This window comes from Rhizobium sp. NLR16a (assembly GCF_017948245.1).
Taxonomy (GTDB): domain Bacteria; phylum Pseudomonadota; class Alphaproteobacteria; order Rhizobiales; family Rhizobiaceae; genus Rhizobium.
In genome coordinates this window covers 1,000,509-1,019,011 of sequence record NZ_CP072865.1, presented here as the reverse complement: position 1 = coordinate 1,019,011, position 18,503 = coordinate 1,000,509, and the positions used below count along the sequence as shown (strand labels likewise).

The following is an 18,503-nucleotide window of genomic DNA, read 5'->3' as shown; positions in this document are numbered from 1 at the left end:
CCTGCCCGCCCTATTCCCAATCCCGCGCATTACGCAGCCGGATGCCGCTGACATGCAGGCCGGTATTCCCAAGGCTCTTCAGCGGCCGCAAGCTGTCGACTACCCGCAGCTCCACCCCGCGCGGCGCAAACTCCCGGTCGAGGCGCGAGATCGCAGTTCGCTCGATGGGAACGACGCGTGTACGGGCGACCCACATGCCTGCATCGCCGAGATCCTCGAAATCCTCGACCGGCAGCTCGTAGCGATGGATCGTCTCCGCTTCGAGCTTTTCCAGCCACTGGCGCTCGATGAAGGCGGCAGCCCGCCAGTCGCCGAGCCAGTGCCGCCGCTCGGCTCCGGACGTCTCGGAGGTTGCCCATATCAGGATGCGAGGGCAATCGCGGGGAAAGAGATACATGAAGTCATGGTCAGCATCGATCGCCCAGACGAGCGGAGCGTTCAGCCATTCCTTGCCCGCTGGGCGGGCCGAGGGAATGCGAACCCGGCGCGGCTCGAAGGCTGCAATGTCGGGACCATCACTGAAATGGAAAAGACGCATGGCAATGGATCGCCGCTGATCGGAGTGACCGGCATAATGTGAAGCGGAATATTTGTCACCGCTGCATGTATAGCATGCCGGATGGCTCAGCATCGGACGAGCTCGCCTACCTCTCCTCCTCATTCCTGGGCTCGTCACAGGAATCCAGCCACCGCGCGTCTGCGCGGTGAATGACTCACGCAGAATGAAAGGAGTCTTCCGCGCCCAAGGACTTGAGCTTGCTGGATCTCTGTGACCTCCCTCGGGCAAAGCCCTGAGGCCACAGGGATGAGGGAGATTGACGTGAATGTTCGCGCCAAACTTGATCGTAGAAATGGAAAGCGCTGGTCGGACAATATCCGTCAAGCCGAACGCTTGTCACCGTTGCCGGCAGCAGCGATCAGCCGTTACCGGCCAGCAACCGCTTGGCGGCCGCCCTCGCCTCCTCCGTCACCGAAGCGCCGGCGAGCATGCGGGCGATTTCTTCGGTGCGGTCCTTCTGCGCCATCGTCGCGACGCGAGTGGCGATCTTTTCGGAACCTTCGGCCGCCGGCCCCTTGGAGATCAGCAGGTGCGTCGCCGCCCGGGCTGCGACCTGCGGCGCATGCGTGACCGATAGCACCTGCACCCGATCAGAGAGCCGCTTCAGCCGCTGGCCGATCGCATCGGCCACAGCACCGCCGACACCGGTATCGATTTCGTCGAAGACGAGCGTCGGCGCGGACCCGCGATCGGCGAGCGCCACCTTCAGCGCCAGCAGGAAACGCGACAATTCGCCGCCGGAGGCGACCTTCATGATCGAGCCGGGGCGCGTGCCGGGATTGGTCTGGACATGGAACTCGACGACGTCGATGCCTTCGGGCAGCGCCTCCTGCGCATCCGTGGTGATCTCGACCATGAAACGAGCGCGTTCGAGCTTCAGAGCTGGCAGTTCGGCCATCACGGCGGCAGCCAGCGCGGCGCCGGCCTGATGGCGCTTGTCGGAAAGCGAGCGCGCCGCCGAATCGTAATTCTCTCGCGCCAGACCGACCTCCGCTTCCAGACGCGCAAGCCGCTCCTCGCCCGCATCGAGGTCGGCAAGATCGGCGATCATGCGCACCGCCAGCGCCGGCAGCTCGGTGACCGGCACGGAATATTTGCGCGACGCGGCTCTGAGCGCGAAAAGCCGCTCCTCCACCCGCTCCAGCTCCCTGGGATCGTATTCGGTTTTGCGCAGCGCTGCCTCGACTTCCATCTGCGCATTGGAAAGCTGGTCGAGCGCGGCATCGAGCAGCGTCACCGTCTCCTCGAGCAGCCCGGGCGCTTCATGGCTCTTGCGTTCCAGTCGGCGCACCAGCGAGGCGATATGCGGCACCGGCGAGGCATTGCCGTTGAGGAATTCGGAGGCTTCGGCGATGTCGCCGGCAATTCGCTCTGCCTTCATCATCCTCTGCCGGCTTTCGGCGAGTTCTTCTTCCTCACCGTCTTGCGGCGAAAGCTTCTCGAGCTCCTCGACAGAGGAACGCAGATAGTCAGCCTCGCGCGCCGCGCTTTCCACCTTCTCGCGGTGTTTCTTCAGCGTCCGTTCGCTGTCGCGCCACAGACGATACAGCCGGGACACCTCAGCGACTTCATCAGTAAGGCCGCCGAAGGCATCGAGCAGGTTGCGGTGGGCATTGGTGTCGACAAGAGCGCGATCATCGTGCTGGCCGTGGATCTCGACCAGCATCTGGCCGGCCTGGCGCATCAGCTGCACACTGACCGGCTGGTCGTTGACATAGGCCTTGGTGCGCCCATCGGCTGATTGTTGACGGCGGAAGATCAGGTCGCCATCGTCGTCTATGCCGTTTTCACGCAGGAGCACCCGCGCCCCGTGGTCCATGCCGACATCGAACACCGCCGTCACCTGGCCCCTGTCTTCGCCATGGCGCACCAGACCGCCATCACCGCGCCCGCCGAGCGCCAGCGACAGACTGTCGAGCAGGATGGATTTGCCCGCTCCCGTCTCGCCCGTCAGCACGGAAAGGCCGGTCTCGAAGGCAAGATCCAGCCGCTCGATCAGGACGATATCGCGGATCGAAAGCTGGATCAGCATGGGACTTAGGAACCGAGCAGGAGTTTCTTGCCTGCCGCAGCGATCCACGAGCCCTTGTTCTCACGCGGCTCGGCGCCACCCGTCTGCAGCAGCTTGTAGGAATCGGCGTACCACTGGCTGTCCGGATAGTTGTGACCAAGAACGGCTGCCGCGGTCTGCGCCTCGTCGACGATACCCATGGCGTAATAAGCCTCGACGAGACGGGCCAGGGCCTCTTCGATCTGGTTCGTGTTCGGATACTTCTCGACGACGATGCGGAAGCGCGAAATTGCGGCGAGATATTCCTTCCGCTCCATATAGTAACGGCCGATCTGCATTTCCTTGCCGGCGAGCTGATCACGGGCGTAGCGGATCTTCGCCTGGGCATCGTCGACATATTCGGAGTTCGGATAATTGTCGACGACCGCCTGCATCGCCTCGATCGTCTTGGCCGAGGCGCGCTGGTCCTGGGTGACGTCGACGATCTGTTTGGAATAGGTGAGACCGATGAGATACTGCACATAGGCAGCGTCCTGAGACTTCGGATATTGCGACATGTAACGGTTGCCCGACGCAAGCGCATCATCGAGCTTGCCCTGGCGGTATTTGACGAAGGTGCTCATCACAAGCGCCTTGCGCGCCCATTCGGAGAATGGGTTCTCGCGATCGATCGCATCGAACTTGCGCGACGCTTCCGCCATGTTGCCCGCCTTCATATTGGCAAGGCCCTGGGTGTAGAGCACGTCAGGCGGATCGGTTTCGAGGCCAAGCTTGGTGATGTCGATATCGGGATCCGACTGGCAGCCGGAGATCGAGGCGCCTGCGCTAAGCACCAGAAGCGATGCGAACAAAGCGCGCGCTGTCTTCATCATACCTTCAGATCCTGCATAAGCCATTCAAAAGAACCCCACTGCCGCCGCTCGCTCCACGACAGCCACGCCTCGCTGGCGTTTCTAGCCACAAATGTGCATCAAGAGCAACGCAATGATAAGGCATTAACGCATTTTTGTGGCAGCCGCCGCCGGATTGGCCGGCTTTTCATCTTCTTGCTGATCTGTTGCAGCAGCGCATCTGCAAGAAATGCCTGTTGCCGCCAGTGCGACCGGATATAAAAAAACCGCCTCCGGGAAAGAGGCGGCCTGGTCTTGAGAATATGCTGGAGGTCATGCCGACCAGGGAGTGAATTCCGAAGCGCTGACGGCGATCAGCTCACGAGCGGCGACGCGCTGGCGCGGCGTCGAAGTCTCGACCACCTCGTAGGCAGAGGGATCGGCGAGCAGCGCCTTCAAAGCATTGGCATTCATCTTGTGGCCGCCACGATAGGATCGGTAGCAACCGATGAACTGGACGCCGGCGAGAGACAGGTCGCCAACGGCATCAAGCGTCTTGTGGCGGACAAACTCGTCCTTGGCGTATCGCAGGCCTTCGACATTGATGACCGTATTGTCGTCCGAGATGACGACGGAATTTTCAAGCGAAGAACCGAGCGCATGGCCCGATGCCCAGAGACGCTCGACATCACGCATGAAGCCGAAGGTGCGGGCGCGAGAAAGTTCGGACTTGAAGACGGCGGCGCTTATGTCGCCGACCCACTTCTGCCGGCCGATCAGCGGGCATTCGAAATCGATCTCGACTTCGAAGCGCGTGCCGTCGTAGGGACGGAATTCGCTCCAGGAGCCGCCATGCTCGATCCGCACCGGCTTGGTGATGCGGATATAACGACGCTTGACGCCGAGCGAGACGAGACCGGCCTGCTCGATCGCTTCGACGAAGGGCAGCGAACTGCCGTCCATGATCGGCATTTCTGCGCCCTGCACCTCGATGATGACATTGTCGAGGCCGAGCGCATAGACGGCGGCCATGACATGTTCAATCGTCGCGATTGAACGCGTGGGTGAGAAACCGAGCACCGTGCAGAGGTCTGTATTGCCGACCTGCGAGGAGACGGCCTTCAGTTCGGTGATGTCGCCATTATCGTGCAGGCGCTGGAAAACGACGCCGGTGTCCGCTTCGGCCGGGTTCAGCGTGATCGAGACATTCGCACCCGAATGAACGCCGATGCCCGAGAGCGTCACGGGACGCGAAACCGTCGTTTGAAAACCCAGCAAGCCAATTGCCATAAAATCTGCCTTTATTTTTCCGCTCCAGCGGCTTGTCCCACGGCGCGGTTATCATTCCTTCTGCAGAAAGAGTCTCGTCCAGACGACTCCCAGCGCAGTTTTCTTGCGCCATATTTACGTGCGCCGGCGCTCCAATCCAAATCACTGTTTCTTTCGTTTTGTTACGAAGTCACACGGTTGATATCGCTCAAGAATTCCCGGCCGAAAAACAGCAATGCCCGGGACCTGGATCCCGGGCATGAACGGTGCCGATGCCCCGATATTTCAGTTCGACTGGCGGCGCAGGAATGCCGGAATTTCCAGCTGATCGTCTTCCTGCATCATGCGAGCCTGCGGAACCGCGCGACCCTGATCGTCGAGATTGCCGCGACGCGGCGCATAGAGGCTTGCTTCCGGCGACAACGGACGGCGCTGCTGTGACGCGGCCGGCGGTGCGGCGGTCATGTCGGCGGCAACGGCGTCATCGTCGCGGCGGCCAAGCGAATTGGTGATTCGCTTGAGCAGGCCCATCGGGCCGCGCTCTTCCTGGCTATGCGCGGAAGCCGGCTGCGTGCGATGGTCGAGTTCAGCCTGGACGACCGGCGGGAAATCCTCGACCTTCGGCATGCGCACCGGTTCAGCCGCCTGCCGGATAACCGGCTCCTGTCGGACCGGCTGCTGCTGGATGGGCTGCTGCTGGACGGGCTGGCTTATCACCGGCTGGCTCATTACCGGCGCCGGAGCCTGCTGCTGCACCTGCGGACGGATCGCCGGAGCTTCCTGTGCAGGCGCGAAGATCTTGCTCTGCGGGCGGAAGACTTCCTGCTGCGCAGCAGGCTGCTGGACGGGTGCTGCGGCACGCGGGGCCGAAATTTCGAGCTCACGTTCCATCTCGGCTTGGCGGATGGTCTGCGCGATCGGATCGATGGCCTTCGGTGCCTGCATCACCGGGGCAGGCTGAACTGCGGCCGCTGCCGGAGCAACAGCCGCGGAGGGACGGATAGCGGGCCTGGCGGCCGGCTGGAAGTTGCGCTCGGCGGCTTCGCTGATCGCCCGGTCGATACCGGTCGCGACGACCGAGACGCGAATGATGCCTTCGAGCGATTCGTCGAAGGTGGCGCCGAGGATGATGTTGGCGTCCGGATCGACTTCTTCGCGGATGCGGGTCGCAGCTTCGTCGACTTCGAAGAGGGTGAGGTCGCGACCGCCGGTGATGGAGATCAGCAGGCCCTGCGCACCCTTCATCGAGGTTTCGTCGAGCAGCGGGTTGGCGATTGCCGCTTCGGCTGCCTGCAGTGCGCGGCCGGAGCCGGAGGCTTCGCCGGTGCCCATCATCGCGCGGCCCATCTCGCGCATCACCGAGCGGACGTCGGCGAAGTCGAGGTTGATGAGGCCTTCCTTGACCATCAGGTCGGTGATGCAGGCGACGCCTGAATAGAGAACCTGGTCGGCCATGGCAAAAGCATCGGCGAAGGTCGTCTTGTCGTTGGCGATGCGGAAGAGGTTCTGGTTCGGAATGACGATCAGCGTGTCGACAGACTTCTGCAGTTCCTGGATGCCCATCTCGGCCAGACGCATGCGGCGGCCGCCTTCGAAATGGAACGGCTTGGTGACGACGCCGACCGTCAGGATGCCCTTGTTGCGGGCTGCCTGCGCGACGACGGGCGCAGCGCCGGTGCCGGTGCCGCCGCCCATGCCCGCGGTGACGAAGCACATATGCGTGCCGTTCAGGTGATCAATGATCTCGTCGATGCACTCTTCGGCGGCCGCACGGCCGACTTCCGGCTGCGAGCCGGCACCGAGGCCTTCGGTGACGTTGGCGCCGAGCTGGATGATGCGCTCGGCCTTCGTCATCGTCAGCGCCTGCGCGTCCGTGTTGGCAACGACGAAGTCGACGCCCTGGAGGCCTGCGGTGATCATGTTGTTGACGGCGTTGCCGCCGCCGCCGCCGACGCCGAACACGGTGATGCGCGGCTTCAGCTCGGTGATGTCAGGCTTTTGCAGCTTGATGGTCATGGTACCTGTTCCTTCTCTCTCTGGCCGCATCGCCACGCCGGCCAATTACGCAAATTTCAGAAACTTTCCTTCAGCCACTGGCCCATGCGGGCTATGCGGCTGTTATTTCCCCCAAGCGACATGAGCAGACCGCTCTGTGACGCATGTGTCTCCATGTCCGCGACCTGCGGATAAATCATCAGGCCGACGGCCGTCGAAAAGGCCGGGCCCTTGGCCGCCGTCGGCAGTCCCGAGACGCCCATCGGACGGCCGATGCGGACGTTGCGGGCCAGAATGCGCCGCGCCACCTCGGCAAGGCCGGTCAGCTGGCTCGCGCCTCCCGTCAACACGACGCGTTTTCCGACGATCGGGCTGAAGCCGGAACGCTGGATCCGGTCGCGGATCAGTTCCATCGTCTCTTCGATTCGGGCCGATACGATGCGCGAAACCAGCGCCCGCGGCACCTGAGACGGCTGGTCGCGATCGTCCTCGCCGATTGGCGGGATCGAGATCAGCTCGCGCTCATCGGAGGAATTCAAGAGTGCGGAGGCATGCACGACCTTCAGCCGCTCTGCATCCTCGATGCGGGTCGAAAGGCCGCGCGCCAGGTCGGTGGTGACATGATGGCCGCCGAGGCCGACGGCATCGGTATGAACGAGCTTCCCTTCGGCAAAGACCGAAATCGTCGTCGTGCCGCCGCCCATGTCGATCGCCGCGCAGCCGAGTTCGACCTCATCGTCGACGAGAGCCGCAAGACCGGATGCATAGGGGGTCGCCACAATGCCCTCGACCGACAGATGCGCGCGGTTGACGCTGAGTTCCAGATTCTTCAGCGCCGAGCGCTCCGCGGTCACGACATGCATGTCGACGCCGAGCGCATCGCCGTACATTGCCAGCGGGTCGCGGATGCCGCGCTCGCCGTCGAGCGAGAAGCCGGTCGCCAGCGAATGCAGCACCGAACGGTCCTGGCGCAGCGACTGCTGACAAGCGGCCGACAGCACCTTCTTCAAATCGTTGAGTTCGACTTCCTGGCCGCCCAGGTCGATCGTCGCGGTGTAGATATCGCTGCCGAGGCGGCCGGCCGTCAGGTTGACGATCAGGCTTTCGACGGTCAGCCCCGCCATCCGCTCCGCCGCATCGACGGCAAGACGGATGACGCCTTCCAACGCGTCGAGATCGGCGATGACGCCGGTCTTGATGCCGCGGGAGCGCTGATGGCCGATACCGATGATCTCGATATTGTGCGTGCGGCCCGGCAGGATCTGGCTTTCCTCGCGCGGCGTCAGCCGGCCGATCATGCAGACGACCTTGGTCGAGCCGATGTCGAGCACCGAAACGACATGCGACCGCTTCGACGAAAGCGGCTTCAGGCGCGGCAATCCGAAATGGGATGAACCGAACAAGCTCATATATTCTGCCCCGCCTTCTTCAATTCCTTGGTACGCTCCGTTACCGCCGCCTGCCGGCGGACCGCCGCTTCCGGTGTCAGCTGGATCGCGGTCCTGTCGGGCAATCTCAGATCGACCGCGGCGATGTCCCGCTCCAGGAGCTGATGCTCCCTGTCGAACTTCGAAAGCGTCGCCAGCGCCTGATCGATGCCGTCTTCCGGCAGCTTGACGATGACGCCGTTATCCATGTGCAGATCCCAACGACGGCCCGATATCCACACATAGGCCTTCACGCGGGCCTTCACGTCGGGCCACTTCGAGAAGGCGTCGCCGAGCGAAGCCGCCGCGGTCTCGGCGTCGCGGCCGACGACGAGCGGCAGCGACGAAAACTTGTTGTCACGCAGTGGCGCAATAACGCTGCCGTTCTTCTCGATGAGCGAAAGCTCCTGCCCGTGCTGCCAGATCGCATAGGCCTCACGCTCCTTGAGCTTCACTTCGATCGTCCTCGGATAGACCTTTCGAACCTCGACATTCTCGACCCACGGAAGGTGCGCGATCTTCCGGCGGGCCGCATCGACGTCGAGCGCGACCAGCGAGGTCGTGCCGTCGAGACCGATCAGCTGCAGGATCTCGATTTCGGAGGTTTCCGAATTGCCGGAGACTTTTACGTCCTCGATCGCAAAACCTGCGGCCGTCGTCGTGGCCTGCGCGACGGCTTCAGTGTGACCGCCGAGCGACATGCCGTAGAGGCCGGTCGCAACCAGGAAGGCAAGCGCCGACACCGTCCCGGTATGGGCCGGAATGTAGATGCGGCCGCTGCCGAGACTGATCAGGAAGCGGGTGACGCGGCGCAGCGGACGCGGCAGCACGAACCGCTCTTCGGCCTCCACGATCGGAAGCACGGCATGATGGCTGGGGCGCCCTATCCTTTTGACCGTCAACGCAAACAAGACGCGTCCTCCACCATCCACCGGAGAAACTCACCAAAGGAATAGCCGGCATGACCGGCCATTTCGGGCACGAGCGAGGTAGGAGTCATGCCTGGCTGGGTATTGACCTCCAGCCAGATGATCTCGCCGTCTTCGGAGAAACGATCGTCGTAACGAAAGTCGGACCGACTGACGCCGCGACAACCGATTGCCTGATGCGCCCTTAGGGCCAATGTTTGTATTTTTTGGTAAATATTCGGTGAAATTTTCGCCGGGATGACGTGTTTTGAACCGCCCGCAGCATATTTGGAATCGTAATCATAAAAATTGTGTCCCTGCGGCACCACCTCCGTGACACCGAGCGCAGTCTCGCCCATGACGCCGCAGGTGAGCTCGCGGCCGTAGACATAGCGTTCGACCAGCACTTCTTCGCCATAACGCCATTCGGGCGAACTGACGACCTGCGGCGGATGCGCCTGATCTTCGCTGACGATCACGACGCCGAAGCTCGAGCCCTCGCGCACAGGCTTCACCACATAAGGCGGCTTTATCGGATGCGTCGGAGGAAAGGCGAAACGGTTGATGACCTGCGATTCGGCGACAGGGATGCCGGCGGCGGCAGCGACACGCTTCGCCTTGTCCTTATCCATTGCGAGCGCCGAGGCAAGCACACCTGAATGCGTATAGGGGATCTCCAGATATTCTAGGATGCCCTGGATGGTCCCGTCCTCACCGAACGGCCCATGAAGCGCATTGAAGACGACATCGGGCCTCAATGCCGCAAGCTTTTCAGAAACATCGCGGGCGACATCGATCGTGGTCACCTTGAAGCCTTCTGCTTCGAGTGCCTCTGCGCAAGCCTTTCCCGAGGAAAGGCTGACGGGCCTTTCCGAGGAAAATCCGCCCATCAGGACAGCAACATGCTTGCGACTCATCAACGCCCCCAAAAATAACTTCCACTTTTGAAATCGACGCTTGCGCGAAGCTGTCTACGTCGTTCGCGCCTTTGCCGGGCCTCACATGCATTAGAGCATCATTATGGTTAATGAAGTGTTTACTTTGGTTAACTGTTAGCCCGGAGTTTCGCGGCCTTTTAACATTTGCTCATTGTGCGACCGACCCCTCGCCGTCCGGGAATGAACCTGCGCGGAGGTGAAAAAGCGCATCCGTTCAACGACATACCCAATTGCGCTCACCCGCGATGGAGATAGCCAAGGGAATCGGATGCAATCTCTCAGCCGGATACCGGCAACAGTGAGGCGGCGGCCGGCGTCTCGAATTGATTAATGCAGAGCGCCTCGGCGCGCGGGCGTCACCGCTTTTCTATTGATGCCGATAGCGCTTCCGGTTAGCGAAGGCGCATGGGTGAGCAGGGAGAAAATCATGCGATGCCTCGTCACCGGCGCTGCCGGCTTCGTCGGTGGTCCGCTTGTCAAACGGCTGCACACAGACAAGACTTGCAAGCTCGTGGCCACCACGAGATCCAAGACCTCTGCCTTTCCGTCTGCGGTAGCGCATTTTCCGATTGAAATTACCGACGGAACCGACTGGAAGGCCGCGCTTGAAGGCGTCGACGTCATCATCCATCTCGCCGCCCGCGTTCACATCATGGACGACCGCGCAGCCGATCCGCTGGCGGAATTCCGCCGGGTCAACACCGCCGCCGCGCTCAATCTCGCCGAACAGGCCGCCCGCGCCGGCGTGAAGAGATTCGTCTTCGTCAGCACCATCAAGGTCAACGGAGAAGAGAACGACCGGCCGTTCCGGCACGACGACACACCGAAGCCGATTGATCCCTACGGCATTTCGAAGCTGGAATGCGAAATCGGCCTGCGCGAAATCGCGGCACGCACCGGCATGGAAGTCGTCATCATCCGCCCGCCGCTGGTCTATGGCCCCGGCGCACGCGGCAACTTCGCGCTTCTCGTCAATCTTGTCCGCAAGAAGCTGCCACTCCCCTTCGCTTCACTGAAGAACCGCCGCACATTGGTCGCGGTGCAAAATCTCGTCGATCTGATCATCGCCTGCATTGACCATCCCGCCGCCGCGGGCGAGACTTTCCTTGCCGGAGATGGCGAGGACCTCTCGACGCCTGAGCTCATCAGGGGAGTTGCCGCAGGACTCGGCGTCAAGCCGATGCTGGTCCCCGTCCCGCCTGCGCTGCTGCACATGGCGGCGAAGGCAGCCGGGAAGGAAGCCGTCTACCAGCGCCTTTGCGGTTCGCTACAGGTCGACATATCCCGGGCGCGTGAGGTTCTGGGCTGGTCGCCCGTCGTCACCCCGCGCGAAGGGCTGAAACTGGCAGTGAAGTAGGCCCTATTCGCTCGTCACGCCCTGGAACGGGCGCACTTCCCGGCCGGGCATGAAGACGCCGAGGCGCTTGATTTCCCATTCGAGCTTGATGCCGTCTTTCTCGAAGACCTCACGGCGAACCTGCTCGCCGAGATATTCGAGATCATAGCCGGTCGCCTGGCCCATGTTGATCATGAAGTTGCAGTGAAGCGATGACATCTGCGCACCGCCGATCACCAAGCCGCGGCAGCCGGCTTCGTCGATCAGCTTCCAAGCGGAATGGCCGGGCGGGTTCTTGAAGGTCGAACCGCCGGTTTTCTCACGCACCGGCTGCACCGTCTCGCGGTGATTGCGCACAGCGTCCATTTCGGCGCGGATCTGGGCGCGATCTTCCGGATAGCCCTCGAACAGGACCGAGGTGAAGATCAGATCGGCGGGTGCCTTTGAATGCCGGTAGGAATAACCCATCTCCGCATTGGAAAGCACATGCTTGTTGCCCTTGCGGTCGACGGCGTTAACCTCGATCAGCCGCTCACGCGTCTCGACACCGTTGGCGCCGGCATTCATCCGCGCCGCGCCGCCGATACCGCCCGGAATGCCGTAGAAGAAATGGAAGCCGCCGATGCCGTTGTCCATCGCCATTGCCGCGACGTGTTTGTCGGGGCAGATGGCGCCGGCGAGGATGCGGTTTTCGCCGGCAAGCTCGACGAAGCCGAAGCCTTTGGCCGAGAGGCGCAGCACAACGCCTGGAATGCCGCCGTCGCGCACCAGGATGTTGGAGCCGACGCCGACCACCGTCAGAGGTACCTCTTCCGGCAATATCTTCAGGAAGGCAATGAGGTCGTCGACGTCATGCGGCTGGAACATCAGTTCGGCGAGGCCGCCGGCCCTGAACCAGGTGACGCGATCCATGGGGGCATCCGGCGTGATACGGCCGCGGATATCCTTTACACCGTCTCCGAGAGACGCCAGAAGCTTTTCCCCATTCACCTGTTTCATGCGGACTTTCCCGATAGACCTTCCAGTTGCTTGGGCAGTGCTGCCGCCCATGATGTGATGCTCCCAGCCCCCAACAGAACCACGAAATCACCAGGCTTTGCAACCTCCGCAACCATTTGCGGCAGAAGCTCCGCCGAAGCGAGGAAGCGGGCGTCGCGATGGCCGCCGGATTTAATCCGCGAGACGAGCGACATGGAGTCGATCCCTTCGATCGCATCCTCGCCTGCCGCATAAACGGGCGCCAGGAAAATGCTGTCGGCGTCGTTGAAGCAGGCGGCGAATTCCTCGAACAGGCTCGCGAGACGCGTGTAACGATGCGGTTGATGGACGGCGATGATGCGCCCCTTGCAGGATTCACGGGCCGCCTTCAGCACCGCTTTGATCTCCACCGGATGGTGGCCGTAGTCGTCGAAGATCTGCACCCCGTTCCATTCGCCGGTCAGCGTGAAGCGACGCTTGACGCCGCCGAAGGAAGAAAGCCCCTTGGCGATATCTTCACTCGAGATGCCAAGTCGGTTGGCGACCGCGATCGCCGCCGTGGCGTTCGATATATTGTGGCGGCCGGGCATCGGCATGACCAGCCCCTTGAGCTCGGTCCTCTGGCCGGTGCGGCGACGGCGGATCTCGACGTCGAAGATCGAGCGCGTGCCGTCGATGCGCACATTCTTGAAACGCACGTCGGCTTGCGGGTTCTCGCCATAGGTGATGATCTTGCGGTCTTCGATGCGGCCGACCAACGCCTGCACCTCGGGATGGTCGAGGCACATCACGCCGAAGCCGTAGAACGGCACGTTTTCGACGAATTGCCGGAAGGCGGCGCGCACGGCGTCGAAACTGCCATAATGGTCGAGGTGCTCCGGGTCAATATTGGTGATGACGGCGACATCGGCTGGAAGTTTCAGGAAGGTGCCGTCGGATTCGTCGGCCTCGACCACCATCCACTCGCCCTCGCCCATGCGGGCGTTGGTGCCGTAGGCGTTGATGATGCCGCCGTTGATGACGGTCGGATCGAGCCCGCCGGCTTCGAGCAGGGTGGCGACCAGCGAGGTGGTCGTCGTCTTGCCGTGGGTGCCGCCAATGGCGATCGCATTGCGGAAGCGCATCAGCTCGGCGAGCATTTCGGCGCGGCGTACCACCGGCAGCAGCTTTTCACGCGCGGCGATAAGTTCCGGATTGGTCTTCTTGATCGCCGTCGAAACGACCACAACTTCGGCATCACCGAGATTTTCGGCGCGATGGCCGACGAATACCTCAATGCCTTTGTCGCGCAGTCGCTGCACATTGGCGCTGTCGGATTGATCCGATCCCTGCACCTTGTGCCCGAGATTGTGCAGCACTTCGGCAATGCCGCTCATGCCGATGCCGCCAATGCCGATAAAATGGACGAGACCGATCGCCTTCGGCAGTTTCATGCGCGTGTCCTCTTGAATTCTGAGACTGTCTTGCCGGCGGCAATAGCCTCAACCATGTCGGCAAGCAAGTTCGCCGCGTTCGGTTTCCCGGCGAGCTTGGCCGCCGCCGCCATCTGCGAAAGCTTGTCCGGATCGTTCATCACATGGCTCAGTATAGAGGCGATACGCTCAGGTGAAAGCTCAGACTGAGAGATCACCTTCGCCCCCCCGGTCGCAGCCAGTGCTGCGGCGTTCGCCGCCTGATCATGGTCGAGCGCATGCGGATAGGGCACGAGAATGGCCGGGCGTCCGATGACGGAGATCTCCGAAACCGTCGAAGCGCCGGAGCGGCAGATCACCAGATGTGCCTGTGCAAGACGTTCCGCCATATCGTTGAAAAATGGCGCGATGTCGGCTCCCATCTCCAGCTTGGCGACACAGCCGCTGACCATTTCCAAATCCTCAGGGCGCACCTGCTGCGTCACCCTGAGCCGTGTGCGCAGACCGTCATCGAGAAGGCTGATCGCCGTCGGCATGGCCTTGGAAAAATACTGCGCGCCCTGGCTGCCGCCGAAAACGACGAGATTGAAGGGCTCACCGGGATGCGACGGCGTGTAAGGCTGCTCGGCTGCGGCAAGAATTGCCGGGCGCACGGGATTGCCTGTTGCAACCGTCTTATCGGAAAAAGCATCGCCACTTTCCGGCAGAAAGCCGCCGGCAATCGCCCTGACGCGCGGCGCCAGCGCCTTGTTGGCGCGGCCCATGACCGCATTCTGCTCATGCAGCATCGAGGCGACGCCGAGCCGCGTCGCGGCCAGCAGCGGCGGCACGGTGGGGTAACCGCCGAAGCCGACAACAATCACCGGCTTCAGCCGCTGGATCAGCCTTTTGGCCGCTCGAATGCCGCTCCACAGTGTCCACAGCGAGCGGGCGACGGCAACGGGGTTCTTCGAGCCGATCGTCGCCGACGGCACGACATGGATCTCCTCGGCCGGGAACTTGCCGGCGTAGCGTTCGGCCCGGCTGTCAGTGACGAGATGCACCGAATAACCACGCTCCCTCAGCTTGAAGGCCAGCGCCTCCGCCGGGAACACATGGCCGCCGGTCCCCCCGGCGGCAAGCAGCACGATGCCTTTGCTCATGACCTCTTACTCCGCGGGCATGCCGTGCGGGACGCGGAAGAGGCTCCGGTCCTGCGCACGTTTTTCCGGGCGGTGGCGCGTCAGCGCCAGAATGAAGCCGGCGGTGACGCAGATCGCCACCATGGACGAGCCGCCGTAGGAAATCAGCGGCAGCGTCATCCCCTTCGCCGGCAGCAGTTCAAGATTGACGCCGATGTTGATAATCGACTGAATGCCCATCTGCAGCACGAGGCCAGCGACGGCAAAGCGGTTGAAATCATTGCGCTCGCGATAGGCATGCGAGAGGCCGCGCAGCACCAGCGCGGAAAACAGCGCAACGAGCGCCATGCAGAAGACGATGCCGAATTCCTCGGCCGCGACCGAGAAGATGAAGTCGGTATGCGCATCCGGGATAATACGCTTGACGATGCCTTCGCCCGGCCCCTGACCGAACCAGCTGCCGCGGATGATCGCCTCACGCGCCGTGTCGATCTGGAACGTGTCACCTTCGCCGGTCATGAACTTGTCTATGCGCAGCGCAACGTGCGGAAAGACGTAGTAGGCGCTGAGCAGACCGCCGGCGCCGCCGATGCCGAGCAGCATGATCCAGATCCACGGCATGCCGGCCATGAAGAACATGCCACCCCAGACGGCGGTCGTCAGGATGGTTTGACCGAGGTCGGGCTGCGCGACCAGCAGCGCCGCAACGATGCCGAACAGAATGATGGCAAAGAGATTGCCGGGGATTTCAGGCTGACGCGCATGCTCGGCAAACAGCCAGGCGCAGACGACGACGAAAGCGGGCTTCATGAATTCCGACGGCTGGATTGAAAGGCCGGCGATCCAGATCCAGCGCCTGCCGCCCTTGACCTCCTGGCCGACGAAGAGAACCAGCACCATCATGGCGAGCGAAATGATCAGGAGCAGGATCGCGGTTCGCCGCACCTGGCGCGGCGTCAGGAACGACAGCCCGAGCATGACGGCGATCGACGGGATCATGAAGGCCGCATGACGCTTGACGAAATGGAAGGGTTCGAGCCCGATGCGCTCGGCAACAGCTGGAGATGCCGCAAACGACAGCATGAACCCGATGCCCATCAGGAATATGAACATCGCCAGGAAGAAGCGGTCGATGGTCCAGAACCAATCGGCCAGAGGCCCACGTTCCGCGCGGCTTACCATGTCATCTCTCTCCTGTTGCCGGACCGATCAGCATCGTCATTCCGTCAAGGGCGGCCACATGGCTGACGAAGGCATCGCCCCTGACTTCGAAGTTCTTATACTGGTCGAAGCTTGCGCAAGCCGGGGATAACATCACGGCGGAAGCAGCAGCTTCGTCGCGCTCCGCATCGGCCGCCGCATGTGCGACTGCGCGCTCCAGCGTGCCGGAGATCTCGTAGGGCACGGCCTCGCCGAGTGTGGCGGCGAACTCCGCTGCCGCCTCGCCGATCAGATAGGCCTTGGCGATGCGCGGGAAATAGGGCACGAGCGTCGTGATGCCGCCAGCCTTCGGCAGGCCGCCGGCGATCCAGTAGATGCGATCATAGCTCGAAAGCGCCGGCGCCGCGGCATCGGCATTGGTCGCCTTGGAATCGTTGACGAAAACGACGCGGCCTCGTTTGCCCACAGGCTGCATACGGTGCTTGAGGCCGGGAAAGGAGGCAAGGCCCGAACGAATGTCGTCGGCGGAAACCCCGACGGCAAGGCAGGCGGCAACGGCCGCGGCGGCATTCTGCGCATTGTGGCTGCCGCGCAGCGTCTGAATGCCGTCGATCTCCGCAAAGGGCAGCATGGCGCCGCCGCCGGCCTTAACGAGCGTAGTGCCCTCGGCATAGATGCCCTCAGCCACCACGTTGCGGCGCGAAATCCGGACCACCTTGACACCTGCCCGCTCGATCCGGTCGGCGATCAGCGCCGAATGGCTGTCATCGATGCCGACGACTGCGACATCGCTGCCGGCGACCAGACGCTCCTTGATGTCGGCGTAGTGCTGCATTGTGCCATGGCGGTCGAGATGATCGGGCGTCAGGTTGAGCAGGATGCCCGCGGAGGGGTTCAGCGTCGGCGCCAGATCGATCTGATAGGAAGAGCATTCGATGACAAAATAACGCCCCGCCTTCGGCGGATCGAGCGTCAGCACCGCCGTGCCGATATTGCCGCCGAGCTGAGTGTCGTAGCCTGCGGATTTCAGGATGTGGGCGATCAGCGCCGTCGTCGTCGACTTGCCGTTGGTGCCGGTGATGGCGATGAAGGGGCAATCCGGCGCATGGGCGCGGCGTTCGCGCACGAAGAGCTCGACGTCGCCGACGATGTCGACGCCGGCCGCCCGCGCGAGGTCGACGGTCCAGTGCGGCTTGGGATGGGTGAGCGGCACGCCGGGGGACAGCACGAACAGCGCCTGCTGGCTCCAGTCGATGACGTGCAGATCCTCCGTCCGGATGCCTTCCGCCGAAGCCTTGGCGACGCTGTCGGGATTGTCGTCCCACGCGGTCACCTCGGCGCCGCCCGCGACGAGCGCGTGAGCAGTCGCAAAACCGGAGCCGCCGAGCCCGAAGAGCGCGACCTTCTTGTCCTTGAGCGTCGTGGCGGGGATCATCGCCGCCTCACCGGAGCTTCAGCGTCGAAAGGCCGAGCAGGGCCAGGCCGACGGCGATGATCCAGAAGCGGATCACCACCTGGCTCTCGGTCCAGCCCTTCTTCTCGAAATGATGATGGATCGGCGCCATCAGGAAGACGCGCCGGCCGGTCATCTTGAAGAAGCCGACCTGGATGATGACCGACAGCGTCTCAATGACGAAGAGGCCGCCGATGATCGCCATGACGATCTCATGCTTGGTGGCGACGGCAACGGTGCCGATCGTGCCGCCGAGCGCAAGCGAGCCGGTATCGCCCATGAAGATGGCGGCCGGCGGCGCGTTGAACCAGAGGAAGCCGAGGCCGGCGCCAATGACGGCGCCGAGCACGACGGCGAGCTCACCGGTGCCGGGCACGAAATTGATCTGCAGGTAGTTCGCAAACACCACATTGCCGGCGAGATAGGCGATGACGCCGAAGGAGGCGGCAGCGATCATGACTGGCACGATGGCAAGCCCGTCGAGGCCATCGGTCAGATTGACGGCATTGCCGGCGCCGACGATGACGAAGCCGCCGAAGACGACGAACATGATGCCGAGATTGATCAGGAAGTCCTTGAAGAAGGGAAAAGCGATGGAGGAACCGAAGGTCGAACCGGCGGTCCCCGATGCAAGGGCCGTGCGCATCATGAAATAGACCGCGATGCCGGCGATGACGAATTCGATGCCGAGACGCGCCTTGCCGGAAAAGCCTTTGTGACTCTGCTTGGTCACCTTGAGATAATCGTCATAGAAGCCGATTGCGCCGAAGCCCAGCGTCACCAGCAAGGTGGCGACGACATAGACGTTGGAAAGATCGGCCCAGAGCAGCGACGCCCCGACGATGCCGGCCAGGATCATCAGCCCGCCCATGGTCGGCGTGCCGGCCTTCTTGAAATGCGTCTGCGGCCCGTCCGCGCGGATCGGTTGCCCCTTGCCCTGCCGGATGCGCAGCGAATTGATGATCGTCGGCCCGAACAGGAAAACAATCAATGCGGAGGTGAAGAGAGCGGCCCCTGTGCGGAAAGTGATATATCTGAACAGATTCAGAAATTTGAAATATTCCGACAGTTCGACAAGCCAGATCAGCATTCAGGGCCCCTTGTT

15 protein-coding genes are annotated in these 18,503 nt (G+C 62.5%); 1 reads left to right on the top strand and 14 read right to left on the bottom strand.

The genetic code is table 11. The features are described from left to right. Window positions 1-10 precede the first annotated feature (10 nt). From J7U39_RS04710 to J7U39_RS04675, 8 genes are all read right to left on the bottom strand, one after another. Window positions 11-538 (bottom strand): DUF6886 family protein, encoded by a 528-nt coding sequence (locus tag J7U39_RS04710; protein ID WP_210630626.1) that lies wholly within the window; start codon window positions 536-538, stop codon window positions 11-13. 379 nt (window positions 539-917) lie between these two features. Beyond that, a complete protein-coding gene (recN, locus tag J7U39_RS04705; protein WP_210630625.1) occupies window positions 918-2,591 on the bottom strand; it encodes a DNA repair protein RecN in 1,674 nt (557 codons plus the stop codon). Between the two features lie 5 nt (window positions 2,592-2,596). Next, window positions 2,597-3,466, bottom strand: a complete 870-nt coding sequence (locus tag J7U39_RS04700; RefSeq protein ID WP_210630624.1) for an outer membrane protein assembly factor BamD — start codon at window positions 3,464-3,466, stop codon at window positions 2,597-2,599. 267 nt (window positions 3,467-3,733) lie between these two features. Then, the gene (gene lpxC, locus J7U39_RS04695) at window positions 3,734-4,690 is read right to left on the bottom strand and encodes a UDP-3-O-acyl-N-acetylglucosamine deacetylase (RefSeq protein WP_210630623.1); all 957 of its coding nucleotides are present in this window, start codon (window positions 4,688-4,690) and stop codon (window positions 3,734-3,736) included. Between the two features lie 264 nt (window positions 4,691-4,954). Then, a complete protein-coding gene (gene ftsZ, locus J7U39_RS04690) occupies window positions 4,955-6,685 on the bottom strand; it encodes a cell division protein FtsZ (protein WP_210630622.1) in 1,731 nt (576 codons plus the stop codon). 56 nt (window positions 6,686-6,741) lie between these two features. After that, window positions 6,742-8,073 carry a cell division protein FtsA gene (gene ftsA, locus J7U39_RS04685; RefSeq protein WP_064803798.1) on the bottom strand — a complete coding sequence of 444 codons (1,332 nt, stop codon included), beginning with the start codon at window positions 8,071-8,073 and terminating at the stop codon, window positions 6,742-6,744. After that, window positions 8,070-9,002, bottom strand: a complete 933-nt coding sequence (locus tag J7U39_RS04680) for a cell division protein FtsQ/DivIB (RefSeq protein WP_210630621.1) — start codon at window positions 9,000-9,002, stop codon at window positions 8,070-8,072. The genes ftsA and J7U39_RS04680 overlap by 4 nt, the downstream gene beginning before the upstream one ends. After that, a complete protein-coding gene (locus tag J7U39_RS04675; protein ID WP_210630620.1) occupies window positions 8,990-9,916 on the bottom strand; it encodes a D-alanine--D-alanine ligase in 927 nt (308 codons plus the stop codon). The genes J7U39_RS04680 and J7U39_RS04675 overlap by 13 nt, the downstream gene beginning before the upstream one ends. 448 nt (window positions 9,917-10,364) lie before the next feature. On the opposite strand from J7U39_RS04675, the gene J7U39_RS04670 reads away from it, so the two are divergent. Next, entirely contained in the window at window positions 10,365-11,294 is a 930-nt protein-coding gene (locus tag J7U39_RS04670; RefSeq protein ID WP_210630619.1) for an SDR family oxidoreductase, read from the top strand. A 3-nt stretch (window positions 11,295-11,297) separates the two neighbouring features. On the opposite strand, the gene murB is transcribed toward J7U39_RS04670, so the two are convergent. The 6 genes from murB to mraY are packed head-to-tail and all read right to left on the bottom strand — an operon-like array spanning window position 11,298 to window position 18,488. Beyond that, window positions 11,298-12,272, bottom strand: coding sequence for a UDP-N-acetylmuramate dehydrogenase (murB, locus tag J7U39_RS04665; protein WP_064810823.1), 975 nt, complete (start codon window positions 12,270-12,272; stop codon window positions 11,298-11,300). After that, complete coding sequence (gene murC / locus J7U39_RS04660) at window positions 12,269-13,684, bottom strand: UDP-N-acetylmuramate--L-alanine ligase (protein ID WP_210630618.1); 1,416 nt, start codon at window positions 13,682-13,684, stop codon at window positions 12,269-12,271. Before murC ends, murB begins: the two co-directional genes overlap by 4 nt. Continuing rightward, window positions 13,681-14,805: an undecaprenyldiphospho-muramoylpentapeptide beta-N-acetylglucosaminyltransferase gene (gene murG, locus J7U39_RS04655; RefSeq protein ID WP_210630617.1), complete on the bottom strand. Its 1,125-nt coding sequence runs from the start codon at window positions 14,803-14,805 to the stop codon at window positions 13,681-13,683. The genes murC and murG overlap by 4 nt, the downstream gene beginning before the upstream one ends. Before the next feature lie 6 nt (window positions 14,806-14,811). Next, entirely contained in the window at window positions 14,812-15,966 is a 1,155-nt protein-coding gene (gene ftsW, locus J7U39_RS04650) for a putative lipid II flippase FtsW (RefSeq protein ID WP_184459238.1), read from the bottom strand. Between the two features lies 1 nt (window position 15,967). Next, the gene (gene murD, locus J7U39_RS04645) at window positions 15,968-17,380 is read right to left on the bottom strand and encodes a UDP-N-acetylmuramoyl-L-alanine--D-glutamate ligase (protein ID WP_210630616.1); all 1,413 of its coding nucleotides are present in this window, start codon (window positions 17,378-17,380) and stop codon (window positions 15,968-15,970) included. A 7-nt stretch (window positions 17,381-17,387) separates the two neighbouring features. Continuing rightward, on the bottom strand, window positions 17,388-18,488 hold the full coding sequence (gene mraY / locus J7U39_RS04640) for a phospho-N-acetylmuramoyl-pentapeptide-transferase (protein WP_210630615.1): 1,101 nt from the start codon (window positions 18,486-18,488) through the stop codon (window positions 17,388-17,390). Window positions 18,489-18,503: the final 15 nt, after the last annotated feature.

Excerpts from the sequence above, each read along its gene's own strand:
- J7U39_RS04710 (WP_210630626.1), bottom strand. The coding sequence starts at position 538 with ATGCGTCTTTTCCATTTCAGTGATGGTCCCGACATTGCAGCCTTCGAG.
- recN (WP_210630625.1), bottom strand. The coding sequence starts at position 2,591 with ATGCTGATCCAGCTTTCGATCCGCGATATCGTCCTGATCGAGCGGCTG.
- J7U39_RS04700 (WP_210630624.1), bottom strand. The coding sequence starts at position 3,466 with ATGGCTTATGCAGGATCTGAAGGTATGATGAAGACAGCGCGCGCTTTG.
- lpxC (WP_210630623.1), bottom strand. The coding sequence starts at position 4,690 with ATGGCAATTGGCTTGCTGGGTTTTCAAACGACGGTTTCGCGTCCCGTG.
- ftsZ (WP_210630622.1), bottom strand. The coding sequence starts at position 6,685 with ATGACCATCAAGCTGCAAAAGCCTGACATCACCGAGCTGAAGCCGCGC.
- ftsA (WP_064803798.1), bottom strand. The coding sequence starts at position 8,073 with ATGAGCTTGTTCGGTTCATCCCATTTCGGATTGCCGCGCCTGAAGCCG.
- J7U39_RS04675 (WP_210630620.1), bottom strand. The coding sequence starts at position 9,916 with ATGAGTCGCAAGCATGTTGCTGTCCTGATGGGCGGATTTTCCTCGGAA.
- J7U39_RS04670 (WP_210630619.1), top strand. The coding sequence starts at position 10,365 with ATGCGATGCCTCGTCACCGGCGCTGCCGGCTTCGTCGGTGGTCCGCTT.
- murB (WP_064810823.1), bottom strand. The coding sequence starts at position 12,272 with ATGAAACAGGTGAATGGGGAAAAGCTTCTGGCGTCTCTCGGAGACGGT.
- murC (WP_210630618.1), bottom strand. The coding sequence starts at position 13,684 with ATGAAACTGCCGAAGGCGATCGGTCTCGTCCATTTTATCGGCATTGGC.
- murG (WP_210630617.1), bottom strand. The coding sequence starts at position 14,805 with ATGAGCAAAGGCATCGTGCTGCTTGCCGCCGGGGGGACCGGCGGCCAT.
- ftsW (WP_184459238.1), bottom strand. The coding sequence starts at position 15,966 with ATGGTAAGCCGCGCGGAACGTGGGCCTCTGGCCGATTGGTTCTGGACC.
- murD (WP_210630616.1), bottom strand. The coding sequence starts at position 17,380 with ATGATCCCCGCCACGACGCTCAAGGACAAGAAGGTCGCGCTCTTCGGG.
- mraY (WP_210630615.1), bottom strand. The coding sequence starts at position 18,488 with ATGCTGATCTGGCTTGTCGAACTGTCGGAATATTTCAAATTTCTGAAT.